The sequence below is a fragment of the Pseudomonas sp. SM4 genome, assembly GCF_051913165.1.
Lineage (GTDB): Bacteria > Pseudomonadota > Gammaproteobacteria > Pseudomonadales > Pseudomonadaceae > Aquipseudomonas.
The window spans coordinates 172,558-198,462 of the sequence record NZ_JBODOE010000014.1; the positions used below are offsets into that span (position 1 = coordinate 172,558).

The following is a 25,905-nucleotide window of genomic DNA, read 5'->3' on the forward strand; positions in this document are numbered from 1 at the left end:
CAGCGGGCATTGTACGAGCCGGTTTCGGTGTTGTCTGCCGGTACCCTGTGGCGAGGGGATTTATCCCCGATGGGTTGCGAAGCAGCCCCAAAGCCATCCCACTCGGTGTGTCAGGAGTATCCGGCTCTCAGGGTTTACGACTGCTGCGCAGCCGATGGGGCGGTGCGACGTTTCGCTAAATCCCCTCGCCACAGGTTTTGTGTTCGGCCATAAAAAAACGCCGTTGGCTGAATCAGCCGACGGCGTTCTGTTTGGCGCTGTAACCGCTTAAACGGTATGCAGATACCAGTTGTACTCAAGGTCGGAGATAGAGTGTTCAAACTCCTCCAGCTCGCTTTCCTTACAGGCGACGAAGATATCGATGTACTTCGGATCGATGTACTTGGCCATCACCTCGCTGTCGTCCAGCTCGCGCAGGGCATCGCGCAAGTTGTTCGGCAGGCTTTGTTCGTTCTGCTCGTAGCTGTTGCCTTCGACTGGCGCGCCCGGCTCGATCTTGTTGGTCAGACCGTGGTGCACGCCGGCCAAGACCGAAGCCATCAGCAGGTACGGGTTGGCGTCGGCGCCGGCTACACGATGCTCGATACGCACGGCATCGGAAGAACCGGTCGGTACGCGAATCGCTACGGTGCGGTTGTCGAGGCCCCAGCACGGCGAGTTCGGCACGTAGAACTGTGCGCCGAAACGACGGTAGGAGTTGACGTTCGGGCAGAGGAAAGCCATCTGCGCGGGCAGGGTCTCGAGCACACCGCCGATCGCGTGACGCAGCGCGGCGTTCTGCTCGGGATCCTCGCTGGCAAAAATGTTTTTGCCTTCTTTATCCAGAATCGAAATGTGCACGTGCAGACCATTACCCGCCTGGCCCGGGTACGGCTTGGCCATGAAGGTGGTGTCCATTTCATGGTCGTAGGCGATGTTCTTGATCAGACGCTTGAGCAGTACTGCGTAGTCGCACGCCTTGATCGGGTCGGCGACGTGGTGCAGGTTCACTTCGAACTGCGCCGGGGCACTTTCCTTGACGATGGCGTCGGCCGGGATGCCTTGCTCTTTCGCGCCTTCCAGAATGTCCTGGAGGCAGTCGACGTATTCGTCGAGGTCATCGATCAGGTAGACCTGAGTCGAGTGCGGACGTTTACCGGAGATCGGCGAGCGTGGCGGCTGTGGACGGCCGTTCACGTTTTCCTGGTCGATCAGGTAGAACTCGAGTTCGAAGGCGGCGCAGATGGTCAGACCCAGCTCGTCAAACTTTGCAACAACTTGACGGAGCACTTCGCGCGGATCGGCGAAGAATGGGTCGCCTTCGAGCTCGTGCATGGTCATCAACAGCTGCGCGGTCGGGCGCTTCTGCCATGGCTCGTTGCACAGGGTATCGGGGATCGGATAGCAGATACGATCGGCGTCGCCGATGTCCAGGCCCAGGCCGGTGCTTTCCACCGTAGAGCCGTTGATATCCAGAGCAAATAGAGAGGCCGGCAGGTTGATGCCTTTCTCGTAAACCTTGTGGAGGCTGGTGCGTTCGATGCGCTTGCCGCGCACCACACCATTCATATCCGCAATCAGAAGGTCAACGTACAGAACCTCAGGATGTTCCTTAAGGAACGCGTTCGCTTCGTTAAGCTGAACGGCACGCGGGGGTACCGACATGATGCAACACCTTTGTTGTTAAAAATATCAATCATTGATCTTTTCTGGTTTCAGTCAACCCGAACGGCATGCCGAAGTCAAGCAAGGCCTTTTTTGCCCTAAAAAAGCGCCGCAGGGGCATTTATGGGGCACTTTAGGGCAGTTTTTCGTCCTTGGGACGCTTGGCACCCGCAGGCTTGAGCAGGCCGTGTTGTATTTTTTACGGGGGTGTTGTGTAAAAAAATGAACAAGGCTAAGCTCCGATCAAACCCATAACAGCAATAATACCGGGGTGCTTCATGTCTCGCCTGCCGTTAATCGGCATCACCGACTGCTCGCAACAGTCCGGTCTGCATGCTTATCACATCAGTGGCGACAAATCCGTCGAAAGCTCCGCCAGCAAGGCGCGCGGCCCGTCGACGAAGGTTTTGTCAGCAGCAGGCAAAACGGCAGCGTCCGATATTCTGGACGTACGACAAGGCATCTCCTTTATGGCGTTCCCTTCCAATATAGATCGCTTTCACTCCCAAAGCCTGTGCCGCTCACCGAGTCGTGCTCATGATTCTGCACGCCTGAACTGTGCACAGGAAATGCAACGCCAGCGTAAAGGGCAGGTAAGCTCCTCTTTCATTGTCTATGCGCGGTGCCTGGCGTAAGCCCGCACTGCGCACAAGCAAGCCCCCTTTAACGCGACGCCGCCGGCGTCAAACTTTGCCTGACACCACGTCAGGAGACTCAGCCCAGAGGCATTTATGAGTAACAACCTCGACCAGCTCACCGATTGGTTGAAAGACCACAAGATCACAGAAGTCGAATGCATGATCGCCGACTTGACCGGTATCACCCGGGGCAAGATTTCGCCGACCAACAAGTTCATCGCCGAAAAAGGCATGCGCCTGCCCGAGAGCGTTCTGTTGCAGACCGTGACCGGCGACTACGTCGAAGACGACATCTATTACGAACTGCTCGACCCGGCCGACATCGACATGATCTGCCGCCCCGACCAGAACGCCGTGTACATGGTGCCGTGGGCCATCGAGCCGACCGCGCAGGTGATCCACGACACCTACGACAAGCAAGGCAACCCGATCGAGCTGTCGCCGCGCAACGTCCTCAAGAAAGTCCTCAAACTCTATGCCGACAAGGGCTGGCAGCCAATCGTGGCGCCGGAAATGGAGTTCTACCTGACCAAGCGCAGCGATGACCCTGACTACCCGTTGCAGCCGCCAATCGGTCGCTCGGGCCGTCCGGAAATCGGTCGTCAGTCGTTCTCCATTGAAGCGGCGAACGAATTCGACCCGCTGTTCGAAGACGTCTACGACTGGTGCGAACTGCAGGAACTGGACCTCGACACGCTGATCCACGAAGACGGCACGGCGCAGATGGAAATCAACTTCCGTCACGGCGACGCACTGTCGCTGGCCGACCAGATCCTGGTGTTCAAGCGCACCATGCGTGAAGCCGCACTCAAGCACGACGTGGCCGCGACTTTTATGGCCAAGCCAATGACCGGCGAGCCGGGCAGTGCGATGCACTTGCACCAGAGCATCATCGACATCGAGACCGGCAAGAACGTCTTCTCCAATGAAGACGGGACCATGAGCCAGCTGTTCCTGCACCACATCGGTGGTTTGCAGAAACTGATTCCTGAGCTGTTGCCGTTGTTCGCACCGAACGTCAACTCGTTCCGTCGCTTCCTGCCGGACACTTCGGCACCGGTGAACGTCGAGTGGGGCGAAGAAAACCGCACCGTCGGCCTGCGCGTACCGGATGCCGGCCCGCAGAACCGTCGGGTCGAAAACCGTCTGCCGGGCGCCGACGCCAACCCGTACCTGGCGATTGCCGCGAGCCTGCTCTGCGGTTACATCGGCATGGTCGAGGGTCTCAACCCGAGCGCGCCGGTGGTCGGCCGTGGTTACGAGCGCCGCAACCTGCGCCTGCCGTTGACCATCGAAGACGCGCTGGAGCGTATGGAAAACAGCACCACCGTCGAGAAATACCTCGGCAAGACTTTCATCACAGGCTACGTCGCGGTCAAGCGGGCCGAGCATGAAAACTTCAAGCGCGTGATCAGTTCCTGGGAGCGTGAGTACCTGCTCTTCGCCGTCTGATACGCCGGGCGCGACCCTCAGCGGTCGCGCCTTCACCGATAACAAGGAGAATTGGCATGACCAGCAACAATCCGCAAACCCGCGAGTGGCAAGCACTCAGCAATGATCACCACCTGGCGCCGTTCAGCGACTTCAAACAGCTGAAAGAGAAAGGCCCGCGGATCATCACCAACGCCAAGGGCGTTTACCTGTGGGACAGCGAAGGCAACAAGATCCTCGACGGCATGGCCGGTCTGTGGTGCGTGGCCATCGGTTACGGTCGCGATGAGCTGGCCGATGCGGCCGCCAAACAGATGCGCGAACTGCCGTACTACAACCTGTTCTTCCAGACCGCACACCCGCCGGCACTGGAACTGGCCAAGTCGATCGCCGACGTCGCGCCAGAAGGCATGAACCACGTGTTCTTCACCGGTTCCGGCTCCGAAGGCAACGACACCATGCTGCGTATGGTCCGCCACTATTGGGCGATCAAAGGCCAGCCGAACAAGAAAGTCATCATCAGCCGCAAGAACGGTTATCACGGTTCGACCGTGGCTGGCGCGAGTCTGGGTGGCATGACCTATATGCACGAACAAGGCGACCTGCCGATCCCGGGCATCGTCCACATCGCGCAGCCATACTGGTTCGCTGAAGGCGGCGACATGTCCCCGGAAGAGTTCGGTATCTGGGCGGCCAATCAGCTGGAAGAAAAGATTCTCGAAGTCGGCGTCGACAACGTCGGTGCCTTTATTGCCGAGCCGATCCAGGGCGCTGGCGGCGTGATCATTCCGCCCGACACCTACTGGCCGCGCATCAAGGAAATCCTCGCCAAGTACGACATCCTGTTCGTGGCGGACGAAGTGATCTGCGGTTTCGGCCGTACCGGTGAGTGGTTCGGTAGCGATTTCTACGACCTCAAACCCGACATGATGACCATCGCCAAAGGCCTGACCTCCGGTTACATCCCGATGGGTGGCCTGATCGTTCGCGACACCGTTGTTGCGGTGCTCAACGAAGGTGGCGATTTCAACCATGGCTTCACCTACTCCGGTCACCCGGTGGCGGCAGCGGTCGGTCTGGAAAACATCCGCATTCTGCGCGATGAAAAAATTATCGAGAACGCGCACAACGAAACGGCACCGTATTTGCAGAAACGTCTGCGGGAACTGAACGATCACCCATTGGTGGGTGAGGTTCGCGGGGTTGGTCTGTTGGGCGCAATCGAGCTGGTGCAGGACAAGGCCACGCGCAAGCGTTACGAAGGCAAGGGCGTCGGCATGATCTGCCGCCAGTTCTGCTTCGACAACGGCCTGATCATGCGCGCTGTGGGTGACACCATGATCATCGCGCCGCCGCTGGTGATCAGCAAAGCCGAGATCGATGAGCTGGTGACAAAGGCACGTAAATGCCTGGACCTGACCCTCAGTGCGTTGCAGGGCTAAGTGCTAGGCTTTTGAGCGGGGGAGCTGCGGCGCGCTCGCTCAAAAGCTGTCAGAAAGGCTGGTCTTTTCTTGAAAGACCGCCTCGGATCTTGCCAGACTAGCCGCGGTTCCAGTTGTCCGGGTTCGGCCGCTGAACAAAGTGGTTCAAAAAAAGAAAATTTGGAGCATTAACGCATGAAGGCATTAGGCAAAAAGCTCGCTGGCAAGACTCTGCTCGCCATGTCCCTGATGGGAATCATGGCGGCTGCGGCTCAGGCGGACGACAAGGTGTTGCACGTCTACAACTGGTCCGACTACATCGCCCCGGACACCATCAAGAAGTTTGAAGACGAGTCGGGCATCAAAGTCGTCTACGACGTCTTCGACAGCAACGAAACCCTCGAAGCCAAACTGCTCGCAGGCAAGTCCGGCTACGACATTGTCGTGCCGTCGAACAACTTCCTCGCCAAGCAGATCAAGGCCGGTGTCTACCAGAAGCTGGACAAGTCCAAGCTGCCTAACTGGAAGAACCTCAACACTGACTTGCTCAAAGCCGTGTCGGTCAGCGACCCGGGCAACGAGCACGCTTTCCCGTACATGTGGGGCTCGATCGGTATTGGCTTCAACGCCGAGAAGGTCAAGGCTGCTCTGGGCGCCGACGCGCCGGTCGATTCGTGGGATCTGATCTTCAAGCCGGAAAACGCCGCCAAGCTGAAATCCTGCGGCATCAGCCTGCTCGACTCGCCAACCGAGATGATTCCGGTGGCGTTGCACTACCTGGGCCTGCCAACCGACAGCCAGAAGAAAGAAGACATCGACAAGGCTGAAGCGCTGATCATGAAGGTTCGTCCTTCGATCGCCTACTTCCACTCGTCCAAGTACATCTCTGACCTGGCCAACGGCAACATCTGCGTAGCCGTCGGTTACTCGGGTGACATCTACCAGGCCAAGTCCCGCGCGGCTGAAGCCGGTGACAAGGTGAAAGTCAGCTACAACATTCCGAAAGAAGGTGCCGGCAGCTTCTACGACATGGTCGCCATCCCTAAAGATGCCGAAAACGTCGAAGGCGCCTACAAATTCATGACCTTTCTGCAGAAGCCGGAAATCATGGCGGAAATCACCAACGCCGTACGCTTCCCGAACGGTAACGCCGCTGCAACGCCGCTGGTCGATAAAGACATCACCAGTGACCCGGGCGTTTACCCACCGGCTGACGTGCTGGCCAAGCTGTACGCGATTGCCGACTTGCCGGCCGCGACTCAGCGCATCCTGACCCGCAGCTGGACCAAGATCAAATCGGGTAAATAAGCCGGTTTGCAGCAGCAACCGCTGGCCGTCGTCCCCCGCGAAGGCGGCCAGCGGATTAATTAAATGACAGAAAGTTTTGCTGGAACGGTTTTTGAGGGTAAGTTGCGCGCCGGTTTTGTTGCCGGGCAGCCATGGCTGTCATGCAGCGCGGTCAACTTGGGCCCAACTAATTTAGAGGACCTCCACTTGCCTATTTTTTCTTCTTTGCGCAAAGCCCTGCTGGCCACTGCCGGCCTGACGATTGCTGTCGGTGCCCAGGCCGCCGGTACGGTGCATATTTATAACTGGTCCGATTACATCGGCGAGACCACCCTGGCGGATTTCCAGAAAGCCACCGGGATCAAACCGGTCTACGACGTGTTCGATTCCAACGAGACCCTGGAAGGCAAGCTGCTGGCCGGGCGTACCGGGTACGACGTGGTCGTGCCGTCGAACCACTTCCTCGGCAAGCAGATCAAGGCGGGCGCGTTCCAGAAGCTCGACCGCTCGCAGCTGCCGAATTATTCCAATCTCGACCCGGCGCTGCTCAAGCGTCTGGAGCAGAACGATCCGGGCAACCTGTACGCCGTGCCGTACCTGTGGGGTACCAACGGCATCGGTTACAACGTCGATAAAGTGAAGGCCGTGCTCGGCGTCGACAAGATCGATTCGTGGGGCGTGCTGTTCGAGCCCGAGAACATCAAGAAGCTGCAAAGCTGCGGCGTAGCGTTCCTCGATTCGGCGGATGAAATGATGCCGACCGTGCTCAACTACATGGGCCTGAACGCCAACAGCACCAATCCCAAGGACTACGAAAAAGCCACCGACAAGCTGCTCGCGGTGCGTCCTTACGTGACCTACTTCCACTCCTCGAAATACATCGGTGATCTGGCCAACGGCGACATTTGCGTGGCCATCGGTTTCTCCGGCGATATCTTCCAGGCGAAGAACCGCGCAGCCGAAGCCAAGAAGGGCGTGAACATCGCCTACACGGTGCCGAAAGAGGGTGGCGCATTGTGGTTCGACATGCTGGCGATTCCGAAGGATTCGTCGAACGTGAAAGAGGCTCATGCCTTCATCAACTATCTGCTGAAACCTGAGGTGATTGCCCAGGTCAGTGATTACGTCGGTTACGCCAACCCTAACCCTGGGTCGGACAAACTGATGGAACAATCCATTCGTACCGATGCGTCGGTGTACCCACCGCAGGCCGTTATCGACAAGGCCTACGTGTCGACCGAGTTGCCACCGAACATTCAGCGTCTGATGACCCGCAGCTGGACCAAGGTCAAGTCGGGGATGTAAGGCACACACTATCCTGGGTTCGCCTTGCGGGGCGGACTGCATTGTTTTTTTCTGGGAGTTTCGTAAATGGCAGTTGCCTCCGGCGCCTATAAGAAAGCCCTCGAGGGCGACCAGACACCGAAACAGGTGTTGGTCAAAATCGACCGGGTCACGAAGAAGTTCGACGAGACGATTGCCGTGGACGATGTGTCCCTGGAAATCAAAAAGGGCGAGATCTTCGCTCTGCTCGGCGGTTCGGGATCGGGCAAATCTACCCTGCTGCGGATGCTGGCAGGGTTCGAACGGCCCACGGAGGGGCGCATTTTTCTCGACGGCGTCGACATCACCGACATGCCGCCGTACGAGCGACCAATCAACATGATGTTCCAGTCGTACGCCTTGTTCCCGCACATGACCGTGGCGCAGAACATCGCCTTCGGCCTCAAGCAGGACAAGATTCCGGCCGCTGAAGTCGATGCCCGCGTGGCCGAAATGCTCAAGCTGGTGCAGATGAGCCAGTACGCCAAGCGCAAGCCGCATCAACTGTCTGGTGGTCAGCGTCAGCGTGTGGCATTGGCGCGTTCGCTGGCCAAGCGGCCGAAGTTGCTGCTGCTCGACGAACCGATGGGCGCACTGGATAAAAAACTGCGCTCGCAGATGCAGCTGGAGCTGGTCGAGATCATCGAGCGCGTCGGCGTGACCTGCGTGATGGTGACACACGACCAGGAAGAGGCCATGACCATGGCCGAGCGCATCGCGATCATGCACCTGGGCTGGATCGCTCAGATCGGCAGCCCGATCGACATCTACGAAACCCCGACCAGCCGTCTGGTCTGCGAATTCATCGGTAACGTCAACATCTTCGAAGGCGAAGTGATCGACGACGCCGAAGGCCACGCGACCATCACCTGCAAGGACCTCGACCGGCAGATCTACGTCGGCCACGGCATCAGCACCTCGGTGCAGGACAAGTCGGTCACCTACGCGATCCGCCCGGAGAAGCTGCTGGTCACCGCCGACCAACCGACCTGCGAATACAACTGGTCGAGCGGCAAGGTGCATGACATCGCCTACCTCGGCGGTCACTCGGTGTTCTACGTCGAATTGCCGAGCGGCAAACTGGTGCAATCGTTCGTGGCCAACGCCGAACGCCGTGGCGCACGTCCGACCTGGGGCGATCAGGTTTACGTGTACTGGGAAGATGACAGCGGCGTGGTACTTCGCTCATGAACATGCGCAAATTCAAACGCCGCCTCAACCGAATAATCCCCAATGGCCGGCAGTTGGTCATCGGGGTCCCGTTCATCTGGCTGTTCCTGTTCTTCATGTTGCCGTTCTTCATTGTGCTGAAGATCAGTTTTGCCGAAGCCGACGTGGCGATCCCGCCGTACACCGAGATCTACACCTACGCCGAGCAGAAGCTGCAACTGCTGCTGAACCTGGGCAACTACTCGATGCTGGCCGGCGACGAGTTGTACATCGCCGCTTACCTCGGCTCGTTGAAGATGGCGCTGATCAGCACCATCCTCTGTCTGGTCATCGGCTACCCGATGGCCTACGCCATCGCCACCGCCCGTAAAGAGATGCAAACGGTGCTGGTGCTGCTGATCATGATGCCGACCTGGACGGCGATCCTGATCCGCGTTTACGCGTGGATGGGCATCCTCAGCAACAACGGTCTGCTCAACGGCTTCCTGATGAGCATGGGCTTTATCGACGAGCCGCTGCAGATCCTCAACACCAACCTCGCGGTGTACATCGGTGTTGTTTATTCGTACCTGCCGTTCATGATCCTGCCGCTGTACGCCAACCTGGTGAAGCACGATCAGAGCTTGCTGGAAGCCGCATCGGACCTCGGTTCGAGCACCTTCAACAGCTTCTGGAAAATCACCATTCCGCTGTCCAAGAACGGGATCATTGCCGGCTGCATGCTGGTGTTTATCCCGGTGGTCGGCGAGTTCGTGATCCCGGAACTGCTCGGCGGTCCGGAAACCTTGATGATCGGTAAAGTGCTCTGGCAAGAGTTCTTCAACAACCGTGACTGGCCGGTAGCGTCCGCGCTGGCGGTGGTGATGCTGGCGATCCTGATTGTGCCGATCATTCTGTTCAACCGCAGTCAGGCCAAAGAAATGGAGGGCAAAGAATGAAGCGCATCCGTTTCTCCAGCCTGATGCTGGTCATCGGCCTGTTGTTCATCTACCTGCCGATGCTGATCCTGGTGATCTACTCGTTCAACGCCTCGAAACTGGTGACGGTATGGGGCGGCTGGTCGATCAAGTGGTACGTCGGCCTGCTCGACAACACCCAACTGATGGGCTCGGTGCTGCGCTCGCTGGAAATTGCCTGCTACACCGCGGTTGCCGCGGTGGCGCTGGGTACGCTGGCGGCGTTCGTGCTGACGCGCATCACCCGCTTCAAGGGCCGCACGCTGTTTGGCGGCCTGGTGACAGCGCCGTTGGTGATGCCGGAAGTGATCACCGGTCTGTCGCTGTTGCTGCTGTTCGTGGCCATGGCGCAGATGATCGGCTGGCCGCAGGAACGTGGCATCGTCACCATCTGGATCGCTCACACCACATTCTGTGCGGCGTATGTGGCGGTGGTGGTGTCGGCGCGTCTGCGGGAGCTGGACCTGTCGATCGAAGAAGCGGCAATGGATCTGGGCGCGCGGCCGTGGAAGGTGTTCTTCCTGATCACCATCCCGATGATCGCGCCGTCGCTGGCGGCGGGCGGCATGATGTCGTTCGCGTTGTCGCTGGATGACCTGGTGCTGGCGAGCTTCGTCTCCGGCCCGGGTTCGACGACCCTGCCAATGGAAGTGTTCTCGGCGGTGCGCCTGGGCGTGAAGCCTGAGATCAACGCCGTGGCGAGTCTGATTCTGCTGGCGGTATCGATCGTGACCTTCATGGTCTGGTTCTTCAGCCGACGCGCCGAAGAAGCACGCAAGAAAGCCATCCAGCAAGCCATCGAAGAAAGCGCTGCCGATTCGTGGAAACAACCGGACGTACGCCGGGCGCCTTCGCCGGAAGCGGCGTAAGCCATATCGGGTTGGCCTCTACTTTGAGGTCAACCCCAATCTGATGTTGGAATGGGCTTTTGTGGTGAGGGGATTTATCCCCGATGGGCTGCGCAGCAGGCCTGTTTTTTTGGGGTCGCTTCGCAACCCATCGGGGATAAATCCCCTCGCCACAGGGGGCCGGTTTCAAATCTGGTTTTAGGCAGTCCAAGGGGAATTGCGGATGACTTCGACGAAGTTCATCGGTTTGAACCCCGGCTCCTCATCCTTCAGCACATCGGTCTTCACATTGCCAAATGTGGTCTGCGGACGATGACGCAAGCCATCGGCAAACGCGCAGATGATGCACTCCTTGAAACCTTCCCCACGCGGGTGTGCATGCACCACCGCTTCCCGTTGCACGGTGCTGAACGCCGCGTAATCCATCCCCAACACATCCATCTCGACACCCGCCGTCACCAGCGCCACGGTCGGCCGCAAATGCTTCGGCACGCCCGGCGTAGTGTGCAGGGCAATCGATAACCAGACTTGCTCGATGTCGTCATCGCTCAAACCGTACGGCTTGAGAAACGCCGCCGCCGCGTTGGCGCCGTCCACTTCAAAACGCTCGTCAGCGCTGCGATGACCTTCGACCAGACCGAGGTCGTGGAACATCGCGCCGACGTAGAGCAGCTCTGGATCGTAGGCCAGTTGCTGGCGTTCACCGCTCAATGCGCCGAACAGAAATACCCGGCGTGAATGGTGATAGAGCAGGTCGGACTCGATGTCACGGATGTAGTCGGTGGTGGCGCGGGCGAGGGCGCTGTCAGGGATTTTGATGCCGGCAATAGTCGTGCTCATGGGAAGTTTCCTCACTGAAACGCCGTCGTGGCGCTGATGAGTCAAGTCTGTTCGCGGCGCTGAAAGCGAACAATCGCTGCATGGCTGCGATCCTTGCCAATCCACCTGCAAATCGTGCCAACTGCCCTTCACAGGTCGGAATGCCAGCCATTGTGGCGAGGGGATTTATCCCCGATGGGTTGCGCAGCAGCCCCAAAACCATTCAACGCATTCTGTCAGGCAAGTTCCATTGCCTGGTTTTACGACTGCTGCGCAGCCGGTCGGGGATAAATCCCCTCACCACAGATTCATCGGAGGTTTCGAGAGAGATGAATAAAACCATCGCCATCGTGGTGTTCGCAGGCGTGCAGTCGCTCGACGTCACCGGCCCCATGGATGTGTTCGCCGAAGCCAACCGCTTTCTCGCGCCGGAAGATCACTATCGGCTCGAAGTGATCGGCCTGGAAAAAACACCGATGGCCTGTTCCAACGGCTTGATCCTCAACGCCCATCGTCATTTCAGCGAAGCACTCGACGCCTATGACCTGCTGCTGGTCGCCGGTGGCCCGCAACTGCCATTCATGGATTTCGGCAGCGTCTTCGACAGCTGGCTGCGCGAAGCTTGCGCACGGGCCAAGCGCTTCGGCTCGATCTGCAATGGCGCCTTCATGCTGGCGCGCGCAGGGTTGCTGGAAGGGCGCACCGTGACCACGCACTGGAACGATGCCGAGGCGTTGGCGCAGTTATGCCCGTCAACCCACGTCGAAGCCGATCGCCTGTACGTCGAGGACGGCACGCTCTACACCTCGGCCGGGGTCACGGCGGGGATCGATCTGTCGTTGTATCTGCTGGCGCGTGATCACGGTGCTGAAGTGGCTTTGAGCGTTGCCAAGCGGCTGGTGGTTTTCACCCAGCGTTCGGGCGGGCAGTCGCAGTTCAGTCCGTTCCTCACGCCGCATGCGGAGCCGACATCGGCGGTGGCGATGGTGCAGTTGTACGTGCTGGCCAATCTCACCGGCGATCTGACCATTGCCGATCTGGCCAATGCGGCGAACATGAGTGCGCGCAATTTCTCCCGGGTGTTTGCTCGGGAGGCGAAGGTGACGCCGGCGGAGTTTGTCGAGCAGGCACGGGTGGATGCGGCGCGGGTGATGCTCGAAAGCACGACGGCGCCGTTGAAGACCGTGGCGTATCAGTGCGGATTTCGCGATGCGCAGCATATGCGCAGCGTGTTCAACCGCCGCTTGGGCGTGACACCGCAGCAGTTTCGGCTGAATTTTGCGGTGCTGCTCTGAGGTTGTGTGCTGCTCTTCAGGGCCTCATCGCTGGCAAGCCAGCTCCCACAGGTTTCTCTGGAGTTCACATGATTTGTGATCGACGCAAAACCCTGTGGGAGCTGGCTTGCCAGCGATGAGGCCTGTTCTATCAGCGCAAAACTACTGCGCAGCCCGCGCCGGCAACAGCTTCAAGGTACTGCGCGTATTCGCCGTCACCTCTTCCTCGCTGAAATGCGCCTGCACATACATCCCGTCGACATACGCCTCAGCCTGATCGTCATAGTGACTGTCGAACGGCACGCCGCTCTGGCCCACCGGGTTGATCGTCAGCGCATGCGCCGGATCGGCGAAGTCGACCAGCCGCCGCGTCGACGGCCCGTACGTTACCGGCCACGGCGCCGGGCCGATCCTTGCGGAAAGGTTATTCGGCACTTCATGACTGCCCGGCGCCGCAAATGGCCCGACATTGAAAAGGCGATCCAGCGGCTTCTGCTGCCCCAGCGGATGCCCGTGCGTCAGCGTGTGCGCCGCGCCCCATTGCCATCCGGCCACATCGTCGCCGAGGGTCAGCTGCAGATGGGCGATGCTCGCTGCCCACGCCGCGCGCACGACATCGGCGCGGGTCTCTTTGGCCGGCGTGTTGCGGTTGTCCCACCACGGCGAATCAGCGTTTGCCGCCAGACGTGGCAGCGCCGCATCGATCACCCGCGTCGACAGCAGCGTGTCGAAAAAGTCATTGCCCAACTCATCACGCGTCGCCGCGTCGGCAAGGTCGTAGAGGAACTGGTTCAACACCGTCGCACTGACCGAGTCCAGCGGATAGTCGCCGGGCCATTGCGCCAGTTGCTCGACCAGTTTCAGCTGTGCCGGATCGCTCACCACTTCACGCAACACCGGCAGCAACGGCGCCAACAGACGCGGGCCGTAACCGGTCGCCGTACCGAGTTGCAGCTTCTGGTTAGCCTCGTTGGTCCACTTCACGCTCTTGTCGCCGAGTTGACGATTAAGCTGCTGGCCGCGATCGGCGAGGTTGTAGTAACCGGGGATCTCCATGCCGGTCGGCGACAGCGGCTGGAAGTTGGCCGAGACGATGTAGCCACGCGCCGGGTTCTCTTCCTGCGGGTTGGCGCTGAACGGGTAGAAACCGTCCTTGTCGGCCTGATTGCTGCTGCCGTCGAGAATGAATTCCGGCCTTACTCCGGCCGGACGCTTGGGCAGTAACGCCGAGGCCCACCAGGCGATGTCGCCCTTGGCGTTGGCGTACACCAGGTTCAACCCCGGTGCCTGCACTTTCGCCGCCGCGGCGCGGGCCTTGGCCAACGTGTCGGCGCGGTTGAGTTGGTAGAAGCCTTCGAGGATTGGGTTGGGTGTTTCGAGGAAGGCCCACCACATCGCAATCGGTGTCTTCCCGGCAGCAGATCCCAGTGCATCGTTGACGATCGGGCCGTGGGGCGACTGGCGCAGGGTGATGGTCACCGGTGACTGGCCCTTCACATTGATTTGCTGCTCGCTGCTGACCATGTCTGTCCACTGGCCGCGATACCAGACCTGATTGGGGTTGTCCGGGTTGACCTTCTCGGCGATCAGGTCCAGATCGTCGTTCTGGAACATGGTCAGGCTCCAGCCGAAATCGAGGTTATGCCCCAGAAACGCGAAGGGCACCAGCGCCTGATGGTGGCCGTACAACTCAAACCCCGGCGCCGACAATTGCGCTTCGTACCACACCGACGGCACCGAGAAACGAATGTGCGGGTCGCCAGCCAACAGCGGTTTGCCGCTCTGGCTGCGGCTGCCGGCAATCACCCAGGCGTTGCTGCCTTCGAACTGCGGCAAGCCGTTGTCGATCAACGCCTGTTCGCTGAGGCGGGCGAGGGCGTTGAGGTCTTGCCAGTCGCCAGCGGCGAGGGCTGGCGTCTGTTGGGCGTGACCGTTGGCCAGCACGCCTTTGGCCTGCCAGTCGAGGTCGAAGACGTTGAGATAATCGGCGCCGAGTTGATCGCGCACATAGGTCAACAGCGGTTCGGTGCGAAACGCCGCGGCAAAGCTGTAAGCCATGTAGCCGGCGACGCTGATGCTGTCCTCCGCGGTGAACGGCCGCTTGGGGATGCCCAGCACGTCAAACTCGATCGGCGCAGCGTGGGTGTCCTGATATTGGTTGATGCCATCCAGATAGGCTTGCAGACCCTTCCACGCCGGCGACTGCTTGTCGAGGCTGGCGACATAACTGGCAGCGCGCTCGCGGATGCGCAGGCTGCGGAACAGTTTATCGGTGTCGAGCAGCTTCGGCCCGAGCACTTCGGCCAGTTCGCCACGGGCGAGGCGGCGCATGCTCTCCATCTGGAACAGGCGATCCTGGGCATGCACATAGCCGAGGGCGCGGTAGAGGTCGGTTTCGTTCTCGGCGCGGATGTGCGGTACGCCGCGTTCGTCGTAGCGCACGGTCACCGAACCCTGCAGGTTGCGCAGTTCCACCTGGCCCTGTCGCGTCGGTTGCTTGCTGTAGACGTACCAGCCCCCGGCGCAGAGCAGAACAACGATGAGCAAGGCAAGAACGGTGAACACGCGTTTCATGGCGACTCCTTGTGCAGGCGGGATTGCCGCCCGTCGGGCTGCAAACAATTAGCACAGACCGTCCGTGCCGTGCAGCGCTGTCCTTGAAAAGTCCGGAATGCCTTACTTCGTCTCCACCGGCCACGGGCAATAGCAACCGACGGCCAGCGTGTGCGTGGCGTCGACCGGGCGATCGTCCGTCAGGGCATTGAGGATCGGTTCAATGAAGCTGTTGCTGGAGTTGCAGGTCAGGCCTTCGCTGTAAGGGCCGAAGTACGCCAGTTTGCCGCTGCGATCCCAGATCGCCACGGCCGGGCTGGCGGGCACCTGTTCGGAACCGGGCAACACCGTGATGGTTTTCAGGCTACTGAGCGTGGCCGGCAACTGGCCGTGGCTGCCCGCTCTTTGCACCGCGAAGAACTCGACACCCCTGGCGCTGAAGTGCTCGACCATCTCGGTCAGGTGCTGTTGATTGCCGACGTTGCACGGGCAGGCCGGGTCCCAGAAGTGCACCAGGCGGATATTGCCGGGGCCGGCGAGATCGTCGGGCAGGCGCAGCGGATCGCCGGAAAATACCGCGGTGTGTTCGCTGAACGCGCGCAGGTATCGCCCCTGAAACCAGTCGTACGCCGCCCACAGCACCCCGGCGCAGATCAGCGCGAGCAGGCTGGCAAACAGTGCGGTGCGGTAGGGCGAACGCATGGTTTTCGATCCCGAAGAGGTCGGCTAGCTTGCCATGTCTGTCACTACAGATGAATATCGCAGGCCGATAAAGTCTGTTTACCGCTCTGGAACCGCTTATGCCCGCCACCTTCGACCCCGATCAATTACGCGCCAGCCTCAAGCCCTTGGCCGAGTGGCAGCCGTTGTCGGAGGAGGCCAAAGCCTATCAGCGCTTTTACCAGACCGACTTTCCCGAGCGTGATGTCTGGCGCGGCATGGGCCGTTTCGAAGTCGACGGTTATGAGCTGGTCAGCCACTGCTGGTGGCCGGAAAAGGTCAAGGCAACGCTGTTTCTGCTGCACGGTTACTACGATCACACCGGGCTTTATCGCCATGTGATCGAGTGGGCGCTGGATCAGGATTTTGCAGTGATTTCCTGCGACCTGCCGGGCCATGGCCTGTCGAGCGGGCCGCGTGCAAGCATTCGCGATTTCTCGGAATACCAGGACGTCCTGCAAGCCCTGTTCGCCGAAGCGCAGTCGATCGCGCTGCCGCAACCGTGGCACATGTTCGGGCAAAGCACGGGCGGGGCGATTATTGTCGATCACGTGCTCAACCATGGTCAGGGCAGCCCGGCGCAAGGTCATTTGATCCTGATGGCGCCATTGGTGCGACCGCGCGCGTGGGGGTGGTCGCAACTGAGTTATTACCTGCTCCGGCCTTTTGTCCGAGGTGTCGTGCGGCGCTTCAGCGAGAACTCCAACGATCCTGATTTCCTGCCGTTTCTCCAGGCCGATCCGTTGCAGCCGCGACGCTTGCCGACCCAGTGGGTAGGTGCACTGTCACGCTGGATCATTCGCGTGGAACACGCGAAAAAAAGCCCGCGGCGGCCGCTGGTCATTCAGGGGCAGGCGGACATGACGGTCGACTGGCAGCACAATTTGCAAGTGATGAAGTGGAAGTTCGATCGGCCGCAGATATTGCTGCTGGCCGAGGCGCGGCATCATCTGGCGAATGAGACGGAGGAGATGCGTGAGGAGTATTTCGAGTTTCTGAGCAAGCGCATCAGGGGCCGCAATCTTTAGCGTCTGTGAGGGCCCTATCGCTGGCAAGCCAGCTCCCACAGGGTTAAGTGTCGATCACGAATATTGTGAACACCCAAGAAAACTGTGGGAGCTGGCTTGCCAGCGATGGCGGCTTATCAGGTGCTAGAGATCATTGGCCGACCGCCAGGCCGGCGCGAATCGCCGCCAGCGCCGCCTGGTAATACGCCTTGCCCTCGGTTGATTCGGCAAACGTCGCAAACTCTTCCAGCTCTTCGTCCGACAGGTCGCGATAAACGTAGAGCAGCGTGTTGTTGATGTCCGCGCCAATCTGATCCATCAGGCGCTGGCGCTGACCGTTCAACATGCCCTGCGCCTGACCGCCACCGAGCAGTCCCGGAATCATCGAGCTCAAGCTGTCCGCCGCCACACCGGCAATCGCCAGGCTGACTTCGGCGCCGGCCTCACGCGCTGGCAGCGCCTGCGCGAGGTGGCCGATGATCAGCAGACGGCTGTCGCTGACCTGCATCTTCGGCAGGCCCTTGGCGTTTTTTGCCAGTTGGTCGCGACGGGTTGCGAGCAACTCAGCGGCGACGATTTTTTTGCCCAGTGGCGATTGAAAAAAGCTCAGCGCCGGTTTCGGATCGGCGAGTTGCTGGCGCAGTTGTGCTTCGGCGCGTTGATCCACGGCTTGCGGGGCGAAGCGCTGATTGCTGTTGTTGACCAACGCCTGAAACACGGCGGGCGGCAGGCTGTTCTGATAGCGCTGCTGGGCAGCGGTCAGGGCGTCGTTGAAATGCGCACGTTGATCTGGCCAGCCGGCGACCTTGTACAACTGATCGTGGCCGTCCGCCCAGGCGGGCAACACGCAGAACATCAACAGTGAAAAAAGCAAACGGCGCATAGGGACTCCTGTCAGCAGCGGACTATTCTCCGTGCGGTGCCGGTACTTGTCGAGAATTCGTAGCAAGCCGCCGCGTGGCTCTGTCGGATTTTTCGCCGGCGGCATACTATGCGCGCCATGCAAATATCCTCTGAACACCCGCTGCTGTTACGCATTGTCGACGACCTGGCCGAGCATGGCTGGTCGCAGCAGAACATATTCCTGCCCGCCGGTTTGACCCGCGAGTTGGCGGCCGAGTGCCGTAAACGTGAGGCCGAAGGTGAACTGGCGCCAGCGGCGGTGGGACGTGGGCCGTTTTCAGAGATCCGCGAGGGTATTCGTGGCGACCACATTCAGTGGATTGATCCAGGCCAGGCCGATTCCAGCGACCGCTATCTGAATCTGATGGAAAGCCTTCGCGAGGCGCTCAACCGTGGCTTGTTCCTCGGTCTTGAAGACTTCGAATGCCATTTCGCCTTGTACCCACCGGGTGCGTTCTATCGTCGGCATGTCGACCGTTTTCGCGACGATGACAAGCGCATGGTCTCGGTGGTGGTCTACCTCAATGACGCCTGGCTGCCGGAGGACGGTGGTCAGTTGCGCATGTACCTGAACGAAGAGCGCGTGCATGACGTGCAGCCTACTGGCGGTTGTCTGGTGGTGTTTCTTTCTGGCGAAGTGCCGCACGAAGTGTTGCCGGCGAACCGTGAACGTTTGTCGCTGACGGGCTGGTTCCGCCGCCGTGGCAACGAGCCGTTCTGACATGGACAAGATTCTGGTCAGCCGTTGCCTGCTGGGTCATCGCGTACGTTACGACGGTGGCGCGAGTGGGCCGTTTGATCTGCTCGAGCAGTGGATTAGCGAAGGACGCGTGGTGCCGTTGTGCCCGGAAGTCGCGGGAGGTTTGCCGACGCCTCGTGCAGCGGCGGAGATTCCCGGCGGGCAGGGCGCTGAGGTTCTGGATGGCATTGCTGCGGTGATGACCACCGAGGGCGAGGATGTCAGTGGGCAATTTCTCGACGGTGCGTGGCAGGCGTTGGAGCTGGTGCAAAAACATGGCATCCGCGTAGCGGTGCTCAAGGCCAACAGTCCTTCCTGTGGCAACCTGCTGACCTACGACGGGACGTTCAGCGCCGTCAAAGTCCCTGGTGAAGGCGTAACGGCCGCGCTACTCAAGCGCCATGGCGTACAGGTCTTCAGCGAACTCGAACTCCCACAAGCCGCGCTGGCCCTGACCCAACTCGATCACCTGTAGGAGCTGCGGCACGCTGCGATCTTTTGATCTTTTTGATCTTTCGAATCAACATCAAAAGATCGCAGCGTGCCGCAGCTCCTACAGGTTTCAATTGGGTTCGGTGAGCCACTTCTTCGACAGCGCCGCCAGGCGCCCGTCGGCCTTGATCCGCTGCATCGCGCTCTCAAGGCTGGCCTGGAACGCCGGATTACCCTTTTGAAACGGTATCGCCAACTCCACCGGTGCGCTCGCCTTCGGCTTGGCCTCAGTCAGCGTTTGCACCAAGACCATCGGCTGCGGCTGCTCATCTTTCTTCGCCAGCAGCTGCGCATCGACCTTGCCGTAAGGCTCGCTGAAGTCGAAACGATCCTTGAGTTCGGGTGTCAGTGCTATGTGATTGAGCGCGACGTCGTACTTGCCGCTTTCAACGCCCTGGAGCAGATCGGCCTCATCGGTGACGATGAAGTCGGCGCGTACATCCAGCTCGTTGGCGAGCAGTTGCCCAAGCTCGACCTCGAACCCCGTGAGTTTGTCGCCGTCGTCCTTGTAATTGAAAGGCGGTGTATTAGCCTCAAGGGCTATGCGTAACTCGCCACGGTCGTTGACGTCATCAATCAGTTCGGCGTGAGCCAAAGGGCTCAGAAGGGGTAGCAGGCAGATCAGGCCAGGCAAAAAGCGCATGGTCACTCCTTTGAAATCATTATTGCGATGCTCTGAGTCAGGCTCGCTTTGCTATGGTTGTCGAGTGCCTTCGACAACGAATGGTCATGAAGTTGTCATGACCGTGCGGATTTTACGGAAAAACTGGAGAAGAAAATGAAAAGCTTTATGTCACGTGCAGCGTTGGCGGGTGTGCTGATGGGTGTTTCGGTGCTGGCCAGTGCTGCCACACCCGCGCCAAAAGGCGCCGAAGTGTTCATCGTTTCTCCCGAGGACGGGGCCACGGTTTCGCAGACCTTCACCGTCAAGTTCGGCACCAAGGACGTCGCGCTGGCACCGGCCGGTGACGTCACCAAGAACACCGGTCACCACCATTTGCTGATCGACGTCGACAAGCTCCCGGCCGCTGGCGCGCCGATTCCGAATGACGCCAATCACATGCACTTCGGCAAGGCGCAGACCCAGGCTGACATCAAACTGGCCCCGGGCAAGCACACCTTGCAGCTGGAGCTGGGCGACAGCGGCCACATGCCGTTCGATCCGCCAATCGTTTCGAAGAAAATCACCGTCAACGTCGAATAATTTTTCGGCATAAAAAAGGGAGCCCGAAGGCTCCCTTTTTTGTCGCTCAACGCTAAATCAGAACAACACGCGGCTACGGATAGTGCCGTTGATGTGCTGCAGCTTCTCTTGCGCCAGATCCGAGTACTCGGCGTCGACGTCGATGACCACGTAGCCAACCTTCTCGTTGGTCTGCAGGAACTGACCGGAAATGTTGATGCCGTTTTCGGCGAAGACCTTGTTGATCTCGCTCATCACACCCGGAATGTTTTCGTGGATGTGCAGCAGGCGGTGCTTGCCAGGGTGAGCCGGCAGGGCCACTTCCGGGAAGTTTACCGACGAAACCGACGTACCGTTGTCGCTGTACTTGACCAGTTTCTCTGCCACTTCCAGACCGATGTTGGCTTGCGCTTCGGCGGTCGAGCCACCGATGTGCGGGGTCAGGATCACGTTGTCGAGGCCACGCAGCGGGCTTTCGAACTCTTCGTCGTTGGAGCGTGGCTCCACCGGGAATACGTCGATGGCCGCGCCGATCAGGTGCTTGTCCTTGATCGCGTCCGCCAGGGCGTCCAGCTCGACCACGGTACCGCGCGCCGCGTTGATCAGGATGCCGCCCTTCTTGATGGCGCGGATTTCCTTCTCGCCGATCATCCACTGGGTCGCAGCGGTTTCCGGAACGTGCAGGGTGACGATGTCGGACATGCCCAGCAGCTCGGTCAGGCTACCGATCTGAGTCGCGTTGCCCAGCGGCAGCTTGGTCACGGTGTCGTAGAAATACACCTGCATGCCCAGACCTTCAGCCAGAACCGACAGCTGCGTACCGATCGAGCCGTAGCCGACGATGCCGAGTTTCTTGCCACGGATTTCGAAGGAGTTGGCTGCGGATTTGATCCAGCCGCCACGGTGGCAGGAAGCGTTTTTCTCCGGGATGCCGCGCAGCAGCAGGATCGCTTCGGCCAGCACCAGTTCCGCTACGGAGCGAGTGTTGGAGTACGGCGCGTTGAACACGGCAATACCGCGCTCACGGGCAGCACTCAGGTCAACCTGGTTGGTGCCGATGCAGAAACAGCCGACCGCAACCAGCTTCTTCGCGTGATCGAAGATCTCTTCGGTCAGTTGGGTGCGCGAACGAATGCCGATGAAGTGAGCGTCAGCGATCTTTTCCTTGAGCTGGGCTTCCGGCAAGGAACCTGTCAGGTATTCGATGCTGGTGTAGCCCGCCGCCTTGAGGACGTCGACAGCCGATTGGTGGACGCCTTCGAGAAGAAGGAACTTGATCTTGCTCTTATCGAGAGAAGTCTTGCTCATCTGCGTAAACCTGTATCCCGGAGAAAAATGGCAGGAAATGGTCAACAGACGCTGACCCGGACGACAAGAAAGTCGTCTCCGCGGATCTGGCCTTGGGCACTGTCCTGCGGGGTCGATATGCTAGCATAGCCTCCCCGCTAAACACTCATTCCTGCGACGTGAAGCGTTCTCAGGATGACCATGAATTGTTCGAGAGTTCTGTCGATGACCAATCCTGCCCTGATTGATGAACTGAAGACCCTGGTCGAGCCTGGCAAGGTCCTGACCGACGCCGACTCCCTGAATGCGTACGGCAAGGATTGGACCAAGCACTTCGCGCCGGCGCCTAGCGCCATTGTGTTTCCCAAGACCATCGAGCAGGTGCAAGCCGTTGTCCGTTGGGCCAATGAACACAAGGTCGCGCTGGTGCCGTCGGGCGGACGCACCGGGCTTTCCGCCGCTGCGGTGGCGGCGAATGGCGAAGTAGTCGTGTCGTTTGATTACATGAATCAGATTCTCGACGTGAACCTCACCGACCGCACCGCCGTTTGTCAGCCGGGTGTAGTCACCGAGCATTTGCAGAACGTCGCCGAAGAAAAAGGCCTGTATTACCCGGTCGATTTCGCCTCGGCAGGTTCCAGCCAGATTGGCGGCAACATCGGCACCAATGCCGGCGGGATCAAGGTGATTCGCTACGGCATGACCCGCAACTGGGTCGCCGGCATGAAAGTCGTCACCGGCAAGGGCGACGTGCTCGAACTGAACAAAGACCTGATCAAGAACGCCACCGGTTACGACCTGCGCCAGCTGTTCATCGGCGCTGAAGGTACGCTGGGTTTCGTCGTCGAAGCGACCATGCGCCTCGATCGCGCGCCGAAAAATCTCACCGCGATGGTCCTTGGTACCGCCGATTTCGACTCGATCATGCCGGTGCTGCACGCCTTCCAGGGCAAGCTCGACCTGACCGCGTTCGAATTCTTCTCCGACAAAGCCCTGGCCAAAGTCATGGGCCGTGGCGACGTACCGGCGCCGTTCGAAACCGATTGCCCGTTCTACGCGTTGCTGGAATTCGAAGCGACCACTGAAGAAGTGGCCAACAGCGCACTGGAAACCTTCGAGCACTGCGTCGAGCAGGGCTGGGTGCTTGACGGCGTGATGAGCCAGAGCGAAACCCAACTGCAGAATCTGTGGAAGCTGCGCGAGTACATCTCCGAAACCATCTCGCACTGGACGCCGTACAAGAACGACATCTCGGTCACCGTATCGAAAGTGCCAGCGTTTCTGAAGGAAATCGACGCGATCGTCGGCGAACACTATCCGGATTTTGAAATCGTCTGGTTCGGCCACATCGGCGACGGCAACCTGCATTTGAACATCCTCAAGCCGGATAACCTGAGCAAGGACGAGTTCTTCGCCAAGTGCGCGACCGTCAACAAGTGGGTGTTCGAAACCGTCGAGAAGTACAACGGTTCGATCTCCGCCGAGCACGGCGTGGGCATGACCAAACGCGATTACTTGACCTACAGCCGCTCGCCGGTTGAGATCGAGTACATGAAAGCGGTAAAAGCGGTGTTCGACCCGAACGGCATCATGAACCCGGGCAAGATTTTCGCGGTTTGATCGGCAATCTTTGATGAATCAATGAAGGCAGGAGTCGGTAAATGAGCTATCAGCACCAGTACGTCGACGGCACGCGCATCCACTTCCCGATCGGGAAAGTCGTGTGCATTGGCCGTAATTACGCCGAACACGCCAAGGAACTGGACAACCCGGTGCCTACCGAACCGTTGCTGTTCATCAAGCCGGGCAGTTGCGTGGTTGAGCTGGAAGGCGGTTTCGCCATTCCGACCGAGCGCGGTTCGGTGCACTACGAAGCGGAAATCGCCGTGTTGATCGGCAAGCCGTTGTCGACCAAACCGAGCCGTGAAGAAGTGCTCGACGCGATCTCCGGTTTCGCCCCGGCGCTGGATCTGACCCTGCGCGACAAGCAGGCCGAGCTGAAAGCCAAGGGCCTGCCGTGGGAAATCGCCAAGTCTTTCGACGGCGCGGCGGTGATTGCGCCGTTCGTGGTCGGCAGCACCTTTGCTGACCTGACCGACATCGGCATTCGCCTGACCATCAACGGCGAAGTGCGTCAGGACGGCAACAGCAGCGCGATGCTCAACCCGATCGTGCCAATGATCCAGCACATGGCCGGCTGCTTCTCGCTGCAGGCCGGTGACGTGATCCTCACCGGCACACCAGTGGGCGTCGGCCCGCTGAACGTCGGCGATGACATCGTCCTCGAACTGGTCGGCGCGAGCAGCTTCACCAGCAGCGTGCGCTGATTAAGCATATTTTTCTTGTGATGTGATTTTGTGGCGAGGGGATTTATCCCCGTTGGACTGCGCAGCAGTCCCAAGATCTTTGGGGCCGCTGCGCGACCCAACGGGGATAAATCCCCTCGCCACAGAGGCCTGGCCGGTATTTTTGTGTCATGGCCCACAAACCCACAGGGCAATCCCGCCATTTGCCGTTTTTTTCACATCCTGTCTGGATAATTTCCGCAATTCTGGCGTCTGAGCCGGCCTCTTTGTGCTATTACCCATAGCCTGAATTTTCGGAAAGCGTCCCTCGATGTCCTCTCAAACTCAGCTCAAAACCACCCCTCGCTCGCGTTTCTACCTGCGTTGGTACGTTTGGTTATTGTTGTTGATCGCTGCCGTTTATGGCCTGGCGTTCGCCATGCATTGGGATGACCGTGCGTTGCTGTGGGTACACGAGCGCTTTGAAAGTCAGGCTGAGCAGAAGGAAAGCATCTGGCTGCCGGACTATCGCGCGGTGATCGACGCGAAGTTGTTGCCGGGCATGGAGAAGGACGAAGCCTCGGACCTGTCCTATAACCCGCAGACCAAAACCCTGTTTTCGGTGATGGGCAAGAATCCGTTCCTCGCCGAGCTGACGCTGCAGGGCGATGTTCTGCGCAAGATGCCGCTCAAAGGCTGGAGCAATCCGGAAGGCCTGACCGTCATGGAAAACGGCCTGATGGCCATTGTCGACGAGCGTGAACACATGCTCTCTATCGTCAAGGTTGACGCCGACACCCGCGAGCTGAACATCGCCGATTTCCCGAAATACGACCTCGGGCCATCGAAAGACCAGAACAAGGCGTTCGAGGCGATCACCTGGGATCCGCGCAATCAGCAATTGCTGCTGGGCGAGGAGCGGCCACCGGCGCTGTTCATCTGGAAAAGCGATGGCAGCCAGGTCCTGAAAGGCGACAAGCAGAAGCTGGCCAGCGACGAACTGGATATCCGCAATCTTTCCGCGCTGGCAATCGATCCGCGCACCGGCCACACCCTGGTGCTTTCGGCTGATTCGCACCTGCTGCTGGAACTGGACGAGAAGGGCGAGCAAGTCAGTTTCATGACCCTGCTGAGCGGTTTCAACGGGTTGAAAAAAACCATCCCCCGCGCCGAAGGTGTGACCATGGACGAGGCGGGCACGCTGTACATTGTCAGCGAGCCGAACCTGTTCTATCGCTTCGAAAAACACAAATAACGTCCTGTAATTGTATGGACTCGCCCAAGCCGAGGCGTCTGTGCGCCACGGTGGCATTCTTATAGAAGCCAACGACAGCGAGGGCGAGACCATGAAAAAGCATACGACGAATAATCAGTCTTTGTCAGCCGATGTGTCGGCATGCTCCACCGTTGCGGTGGATCTTGCCAAAAGGGTTTTCCAGGTGGCCGGGGAAGATGCCCTCGGCCAAGTGATATTCGAGGAGCGAATCAAGTCACGAGAAGCCTTTCAGGTATTTCTCCGTGAGCTTCCTCCAAGCGTGACGGTGCTGGTGGAAACCGGCCCTGGTGCTCAAGCATGGGCGCGGTTGCTGCAAATGCAGGGTAATCCGGTTCGCATCCTGCCCGCTCAACTGGTTGCCAGTCACCGCAGTGGCCCGAAAAATGATCGCAACGATGCTTTGGCGATCTTGCGTGCCGGTCGCGACTGCAAAATCTCGGCGGTACCGATCAAGAGCGCAGCCGCGATGGCGATGCAGGCGCTACACCGGGCCCGTCAGGGATATGTGCGACGGCGCACTGCCGTAGGTAATCAGATGCGCGGTTTACTGCTCGAACATGGAGTGGCCATGACGCAGGGCGAAGTTGCGATCAGCCAGCTCGTGCCTCGGATACTGGAAGATGCCACCCAACCGCTGCCTGATTTGTTA

General features: G+C 59.5%; 24 protein-coding genes. 17 read left to right on the top strand and 7 right to left on the bottom strand.

The features are described 5' to 3' along the window. Positions 1–267: 267 nt before the first annotated feature. On the bottom strand, positions 268–1,644 hold the full coding sequence (locus tag ACQ4MY_RS24125) for a glutamine synthetase family protein (RefSeq protein WP_007913842.1): 1,377 nt from the start codon (positions 1,642–1,644) through the stop codon (positions 268–270). 278 nt (positions 1,645–1,922) lie between these two features. On the opposite strand from ACQ4MY_RS24125, the gene ACQ4MY_RS24130 reads away from it, so the two are divergent. The 8 genes from ACQ4MY_RS24130 (at position 1,923) to ACQ4MY_RS24165 (ending at position 10,739) form a co-directional block, all read left to right on the top strand. After that, the gene (locus tag ACQ4MY_RS24130; protein WP_440096697.1) at positions 1,923–2,279 is read left to right on the top strand and encodes a gamma-glutamyl-gamma-aminobutyrate hydrolase family protein; all 357 of its coding nucleotides are present in this window, start codon (positions 1,923–1,925) and stop codon (positions 2,277–2,279) included. A 96-nt stretch (positions 2,280–2,375) separates the two neighbouring features. Next, positions 2,376–3,734, top strand: coding sequence for a glutamine synthetase family protein (locus ACQ4MY_RS24135; protein WP_008085328.1), 1,359 nt, complete (start codon positions 2,376–2,378; stop codon positions 3,732–3,734). Between the two features lie 56 nt (positions 3,735–3,790). Beyond that, the gene (locus ACQ4MY_RS24140) at positions 3,791–5,155 is read left to right on the top strand and encodes an aspartate aminotransferase family protein (protein ID WP_122660204.1); all 1,365 of its coding nucleotides are present in this window, start codon (positions 3,791–3,793) and stop codon (positions 5,153–5,155) included. A gap of 174 nt (positions 5,156–5,329) precedes the next feature. Then, complete coding sequence (locus ACQ4MY_RS24145; RefSeq protein ID WP_008085325.1) at positions 5,330–6,442, top strand: polyamine ABC transporter substrate-binding protein; 1,113 nt, start codon at positions 5,330–5,332, stop codon at positions 6,440–6,442. A 186-nt stretch (positions 6,443–6,628) separates the two neighbouring features. Further along, entirely contained in the window at positions 6,629–7,726 is a 1,098-nt protein-coding gene (locus tag ACQ4MY_RS24150; protein ID WP_440096698.1) for a polyamine ABC transporter substrate-binding protein, read from the top strand. Positions 7,727–7,792: 66 nt separating this feature from the next. Continuing rightward, positions 7,793–8,935, top strand: a complete 1,143-nt coding sequence (locus ACQ4MY_RS24155) for an ABC transporter ATP-binding protein (protein ID WP_008085321.1) — start codon at positions 7,793–7,795, stop codon at positions 8,933–8,935. 35 nt (positions 8,936–8,970) lie between these two features. Beyond that, positions 8,971–9,852: an ABC transporter permease subunit gene (locus tag ACQ4MY_RS24160; RefSeq protein WP_174823987.1), complete on the top strand. Its 882-nt coding sequence runs from the start codon at positions 8,971–8,973 to the stop codon at positions 9,850–9,852. Further along, on the top strand, positions 9,849–10,739 hold the full coding sequence (locus ACQ4MY_RS24165) for an ABC transporter permease subunit (RefSeq protein WP_007913861.1): 891 nt from the start codon (positions 9,849–9,851) through the stop codon (positions 10,737–10,739). Before ACQ4MY_RS24160 ends, ACQ4MY_RS24165 begins: the two co-directional genes overlap by 4 nt. Positions 10,740–10,916: 177 nt before the next feature. Here the strand turns inward: ACQ4MY_RS24165 and ACQ4MY_RS24170 are convergent, their stop codons facing one another. Beyond that, positions 10,917–11,558, bottom strand: a complete 642-nt coding sequence (locus tag ACQ4MY_RS24170) for an HD domain-containing protein (RefSeq protein WP_440096699.1) — start codon at positions 11,556–11,558, stop codon at positions 10,917–10,919. 308 nt (positions 11,559–11,866) lie between these two features. Between ACQ4MY_RS24170 and ACQ4MY_RS24175 the strand changes: the two genes are divergently transcribed. Next, the gene (locus ACQ4MY_RS24175; protein WP_440096701.1) at positions 11,867–12,832 is read left to right on the top strand and encodes a GlxA family transcriptional regulator; all 966 of its coding nucleotides are present in this window, start codon (positions 11,867–11,869) and stop codon (positions 12,830–12,832) included. Positions 12,833–12,973: 141 nt separating this feature from the next. On the opposite strand, the gene ACQ4MY_RS24180 is transcribed toward ACQ4MY_RS24175, so the two are convergent. Continuing rightward, positions 12,974–15,385, bottom strand: coding sequence for a penicillin acylase family protein (locus ACQ4MY_RS24180; RefSeq protein ID WP_440096702.1), 2,412 nt, complete (start codon positions 15,383–15,385; stop codon positions 12,974–12,976). Between the two features lie 102 nt (positions 15,386–15,487). Beyond that, the gene (locus ACQ4MY_RS24185) at positions 15,488–16,066 is read right to left on the bottom strand and encodes a DUF6436 domain-containing protein (protein ID WP_440096703.1); all 579 of its coding nucleotides are present in this window, start codon (positions 16,064–16,066) and stop codon (positions 15,488–15,490) included. A gap of 98 nt (positions 16,067–16,164) precedes the next feature. On the opposite strand from ACQ4MY_RS24185, the gene ACQ4MY_RS24190 reads away from it, so the two are divergent. After that, entirely contained in the window at positions 16,165–17,112 is a 948-nt protein-coding gene (locus ACQ4MY_RS24190) for an alpha/beta hydrolase (protein WP_440096705.1), read from the top strand. Positions 17,113–17,242: 130 nt separating this feature from the next. Here the strand turns inward: ACQ4MY_RS24190 and ACQ4MY_RS24195 are convergent, their stop codons facing one another. Then, a complete protein-coding gene (locus tag ACQ4MY_RS24195) occupies positions 17,243–17,974 on the bottom strand; it encodes a DUF2059 domain-containing protein (protein ID WP_440096706.1) in 732 nt (243 codons plus the stop codon). 108 nt (positions 17,975–18,082) lie between these two features. Here ACQ4MY_RS24195 and ACQ4MY_RS24200 point away from each other — a divergent pair, with 108 nt between their 5' ends. Both ACQ4MY_RS24200 and ACQ4MY_RS24205 read left to right on the top strand, forming a co-directional pair. Then, positions 18,083–18,715, top strand: a complete 633-nt coding sequence (locus ACQ4MY_RS24200) for a 2OG-Fe(II) oxygenase (RefSeq protein WP_008085304.1) — start codon at positions 18,083–18,085, stop codon at positions 18,713–18,715. Position 18,716: 1 nt separating this feature from the next. Next, on the top strand, positions 18,717–19,208 hold the full coding sequence (locus ACQ4MY_RS24205; protein ID WP_440096707.1) for a DUF523 domain-containing protein: 492 nt from the start codon (positions 18,717–18,719) through the stop codon (positions 19,206–19,208). A gap of 87 nt (positions 19,209–19,295) precedes the next feature. Here the strand turns inward: ACQ4MY_RS24205 and ACQ4MY_RS24210 are convergent, their stop codons facing one another. Next, the gene (locus tag ACQ4MY_RS24210; RefSeq protein ID WP_440096708.1) at positions 19,296–19,868 is read right to left on the bottom strand and encodes a transporter substrate-binding domain-containing protein; all 573 of its coding nucleotides are present in this window, start codon (positions 19,866–19,868) and stop codon (positions 19,296–19,298) included. 135 nt (positions 19,869–20,003) lie between these two features. Here ACQ4MY_RS24210 and ACQ4MY_RS24215 point away from each other — a divergent pair, with 135 nt between their 5' ends. Further along, entirely contained in the window at positions 20,004–20,429 is a 426-nt protein-coding gene (locus ACQ4MY_RS24215) for a DUF4399 domain-containing protein (RefSeq protein WP_008085298.1), read from the top strand. Between the two features lie 57 nt (positions 20,430–20,486). Here ACQ4MY_RS24215 and serA read toward each other — a convergent pair whose 3' ends face one another. Continuing rightward, positions 20,487–21,716 carry a phosphoglycerate dehydrogenase gene (gene serA / locus ACQ4MY_RS24220; RefSeq protein ID WP_008085296.1) on the bottom strand — a complete coding sequence of 410 codons (1,230 nt, stop codon included), beginning with the start codon at positions 21,714–21,716 and terminating at the stop codon, positions 20,487–20,489. A 204-nt stretch (positions 21,717–21,920) separates the two neighbouring features. On the opposite strand from serA, the gene ACQ4MY_RS24225 reads away from it, so the two are divergent. From ACQ4MY_RS24225 to ACQ4MY_RS24240, 4 genes are all read left to right on the top strand, one after another. Then, positions 21,921–23,315: an FAD-binding oxidoreductase gene (locus ACQ4MY_RS24225; RefSeq protein ID WP_116028440.1), complete on the top strand. Its 1,395-nt coding sequence runs from the start codon at positions 21,921–21,923 to the stop codon at positions 23,313–23,315. A 41-nt stretch (positions 23,316–23,356) separates the two neighbouring features. Further along, positions 23,357–24,022 carry a fumarylacetoacetate hydrolase family protein gene (locus tag ACQ4MY_RS24230; protein ID WP_008085293.1) on the top strand — a complete coding sequence of 222 codons (666 nt, stop codon included), beginning with the start codon at positions 23,357–23,359 and terminating at the stop codon, positions 24,020–24,022. 289 nt (positions 24,023–24,311) lie between these two features. Beyond that, entirely contained in the window at positions 24,312–25,235 is a 924-nt protein-coding gene (locus tag ACQ4MY_RS24235) for an SdiA-regulated domain-containing protein (RefSeq protein ID WP_440096709.1), read from the top strand. Between the two features lie 91 nt (positions 25,236–25,326). Next, positions 25,327–25,905: IS110 family transposase (locus ACQ4MY_RS24240; protein WP_440096710.1), on the top strand; the 579-nt coding region annotated here is incomplete at its 3' end.

Coding starts and splice junctions, on each gene's coding strand:
- ACQ4MY_RS24125 (WP_007913842.1), bottom strand. CDS start 1,644: ATGTCGGTACCCCCGCGTGCCGTTCAGCTTAACGAAGCGAACGCGTTC.
- ACQ4MY_RS24130 (WP_440096697.1), top strand. CDS start 1,923: ATGTCTCGCCTGCCGTTAATCGGCATCACCGACTGCTCGCAACAGTCC.
- ACQ4MY_RS24135 (WP_008085328.1), top strand. CDS start 2,376: ATGAGTAACAACCTCGACCAGCTCACCGATTGGTTGAAAGACCACAAG.
- ACQ4MY_RS24140 (WP_122660204.1), top strand. CDS start 3,791: ATGACCAGCAACAATCCGCAAACCCGCGAGTGGCAAGCACTCAGCAAT.
- ACQ4MY_RS24145 (WP_008085325.1), top strand. CDS start 5,330: ATGAAGGCATTAGGCAAAAAGCTCGCTGGCAAGACTCTGCTCGCCATG.
- ACQ4MY_RS24155 (WP_008085321.1), top strand. CDS start 7,793: ATGGCAGTTGCCTCCGGCGCCTATAAGAAAGCCCTCGAGGGCGACCAG.
- ACQ4MY_RS24165 (WP_007913861.1), top strand. CDS start 9,849: ATGAAGCGCATCCGTTTCTCCAGCCTGATGCTGGTCATCGGCCTGTTG.
- ACQ4MY_RS24170 (WP_440096699.1), bottom strand. CDS start 11,558: ATGAGCACGACTATTGCCGGCATCAAAATCCCTGACAGCGCCCTCGCC.
- ACQ4MY_RS24175 (WP_440096701.1), top strand. CDS start 11,867: ATGAATAAAACCATCGCCATCGTGGTGTTCGCAGGCGTGCAGTCGCTC.
- ACQ4MY_RS24180 (WP_440096702.1), bottom strand. CDS start 15,385: ATGAAACGCGTGTTCACCGTTCTTGCCTTGCTCATCGTTGTTCTGCTC.
- ACQ4MY_RS24185 (WP_440096703.1), bottom strand. CDS start 16,066: ATGCGTTCGCCCTACCGCACCGCACTGTTTGCCAGCCTGCTCGCGCTG.
- ACQ4MY_RS24190 (WP_440096705.1), top strand. CDS start 16,165: ATGCCCGCCACCTTCGACCCCGATCAATTACGCGCCAGCCTCAAGCCC.
- ACQ4MY_RS24195 (WP_440096706.1), bottom strand. CDS start 17,974: ATGCGCCGTTTGCTTTTTTCACTGTTGATGTTCTGCGTGTTGCCCGCC.
- ACQ4MY_RS24200 (WP_008085304.1), top strand. CDS start 18,083: ATGCGCGCCATGCAAATATCCTCTGAACACCCGCTGCTGTTACGCATT.
- ACQ4MY_RS24205 (WP_440096707.1), top strand. CDS start 18,717: ATGGACAAGATTCTGGTCAGCCGTTGCCTGCTGGGTCATCGCGTACGT.
- ACQ4MY_RS24210 (WP_440096708.1), bottom strand. CDS start 19,868: ATGCGCTTTTTGCCTGGCCTGATCTGCCTGCTACCCCTTCTGAGCCCT.
- ACQ4MY_RS24215 (WP_008085298.1), top strand. CDS start 20,004: ATGAAAAGCTTTATGTCACGTGCAGCGTTGGCGGGTGTGCTGATGGGT.
- serA (WP_008085296.1), bottom strand. CDS start 21,716: ATGAGCAAGACTTCTCTCGATAAGAGCAAGATCAAGTTCCTTCTTCTC.
- ACQ4MY_RS24225 (WP_116028440.1), top strand. CDS start 21,921: ATGACCAATCCTGCCCTGATTGATGAACTGAAGACCCTGGTCGAGCCT.
- ACQ4MY_RS24230 (WP_008085293.1), top strand. CDS start 23,357: ATGAGCTATCAGCACCAGTACGTCGACGGCACGCGCATCCACTTCCCG.
- ACQ4MY_RS24235 (WP_440096709.1), top strand. CDS start 24,312: ATGTCCTCTCAAACTCAGCTCAAAACCACCCCTCGCTCGCGTTTCTAC.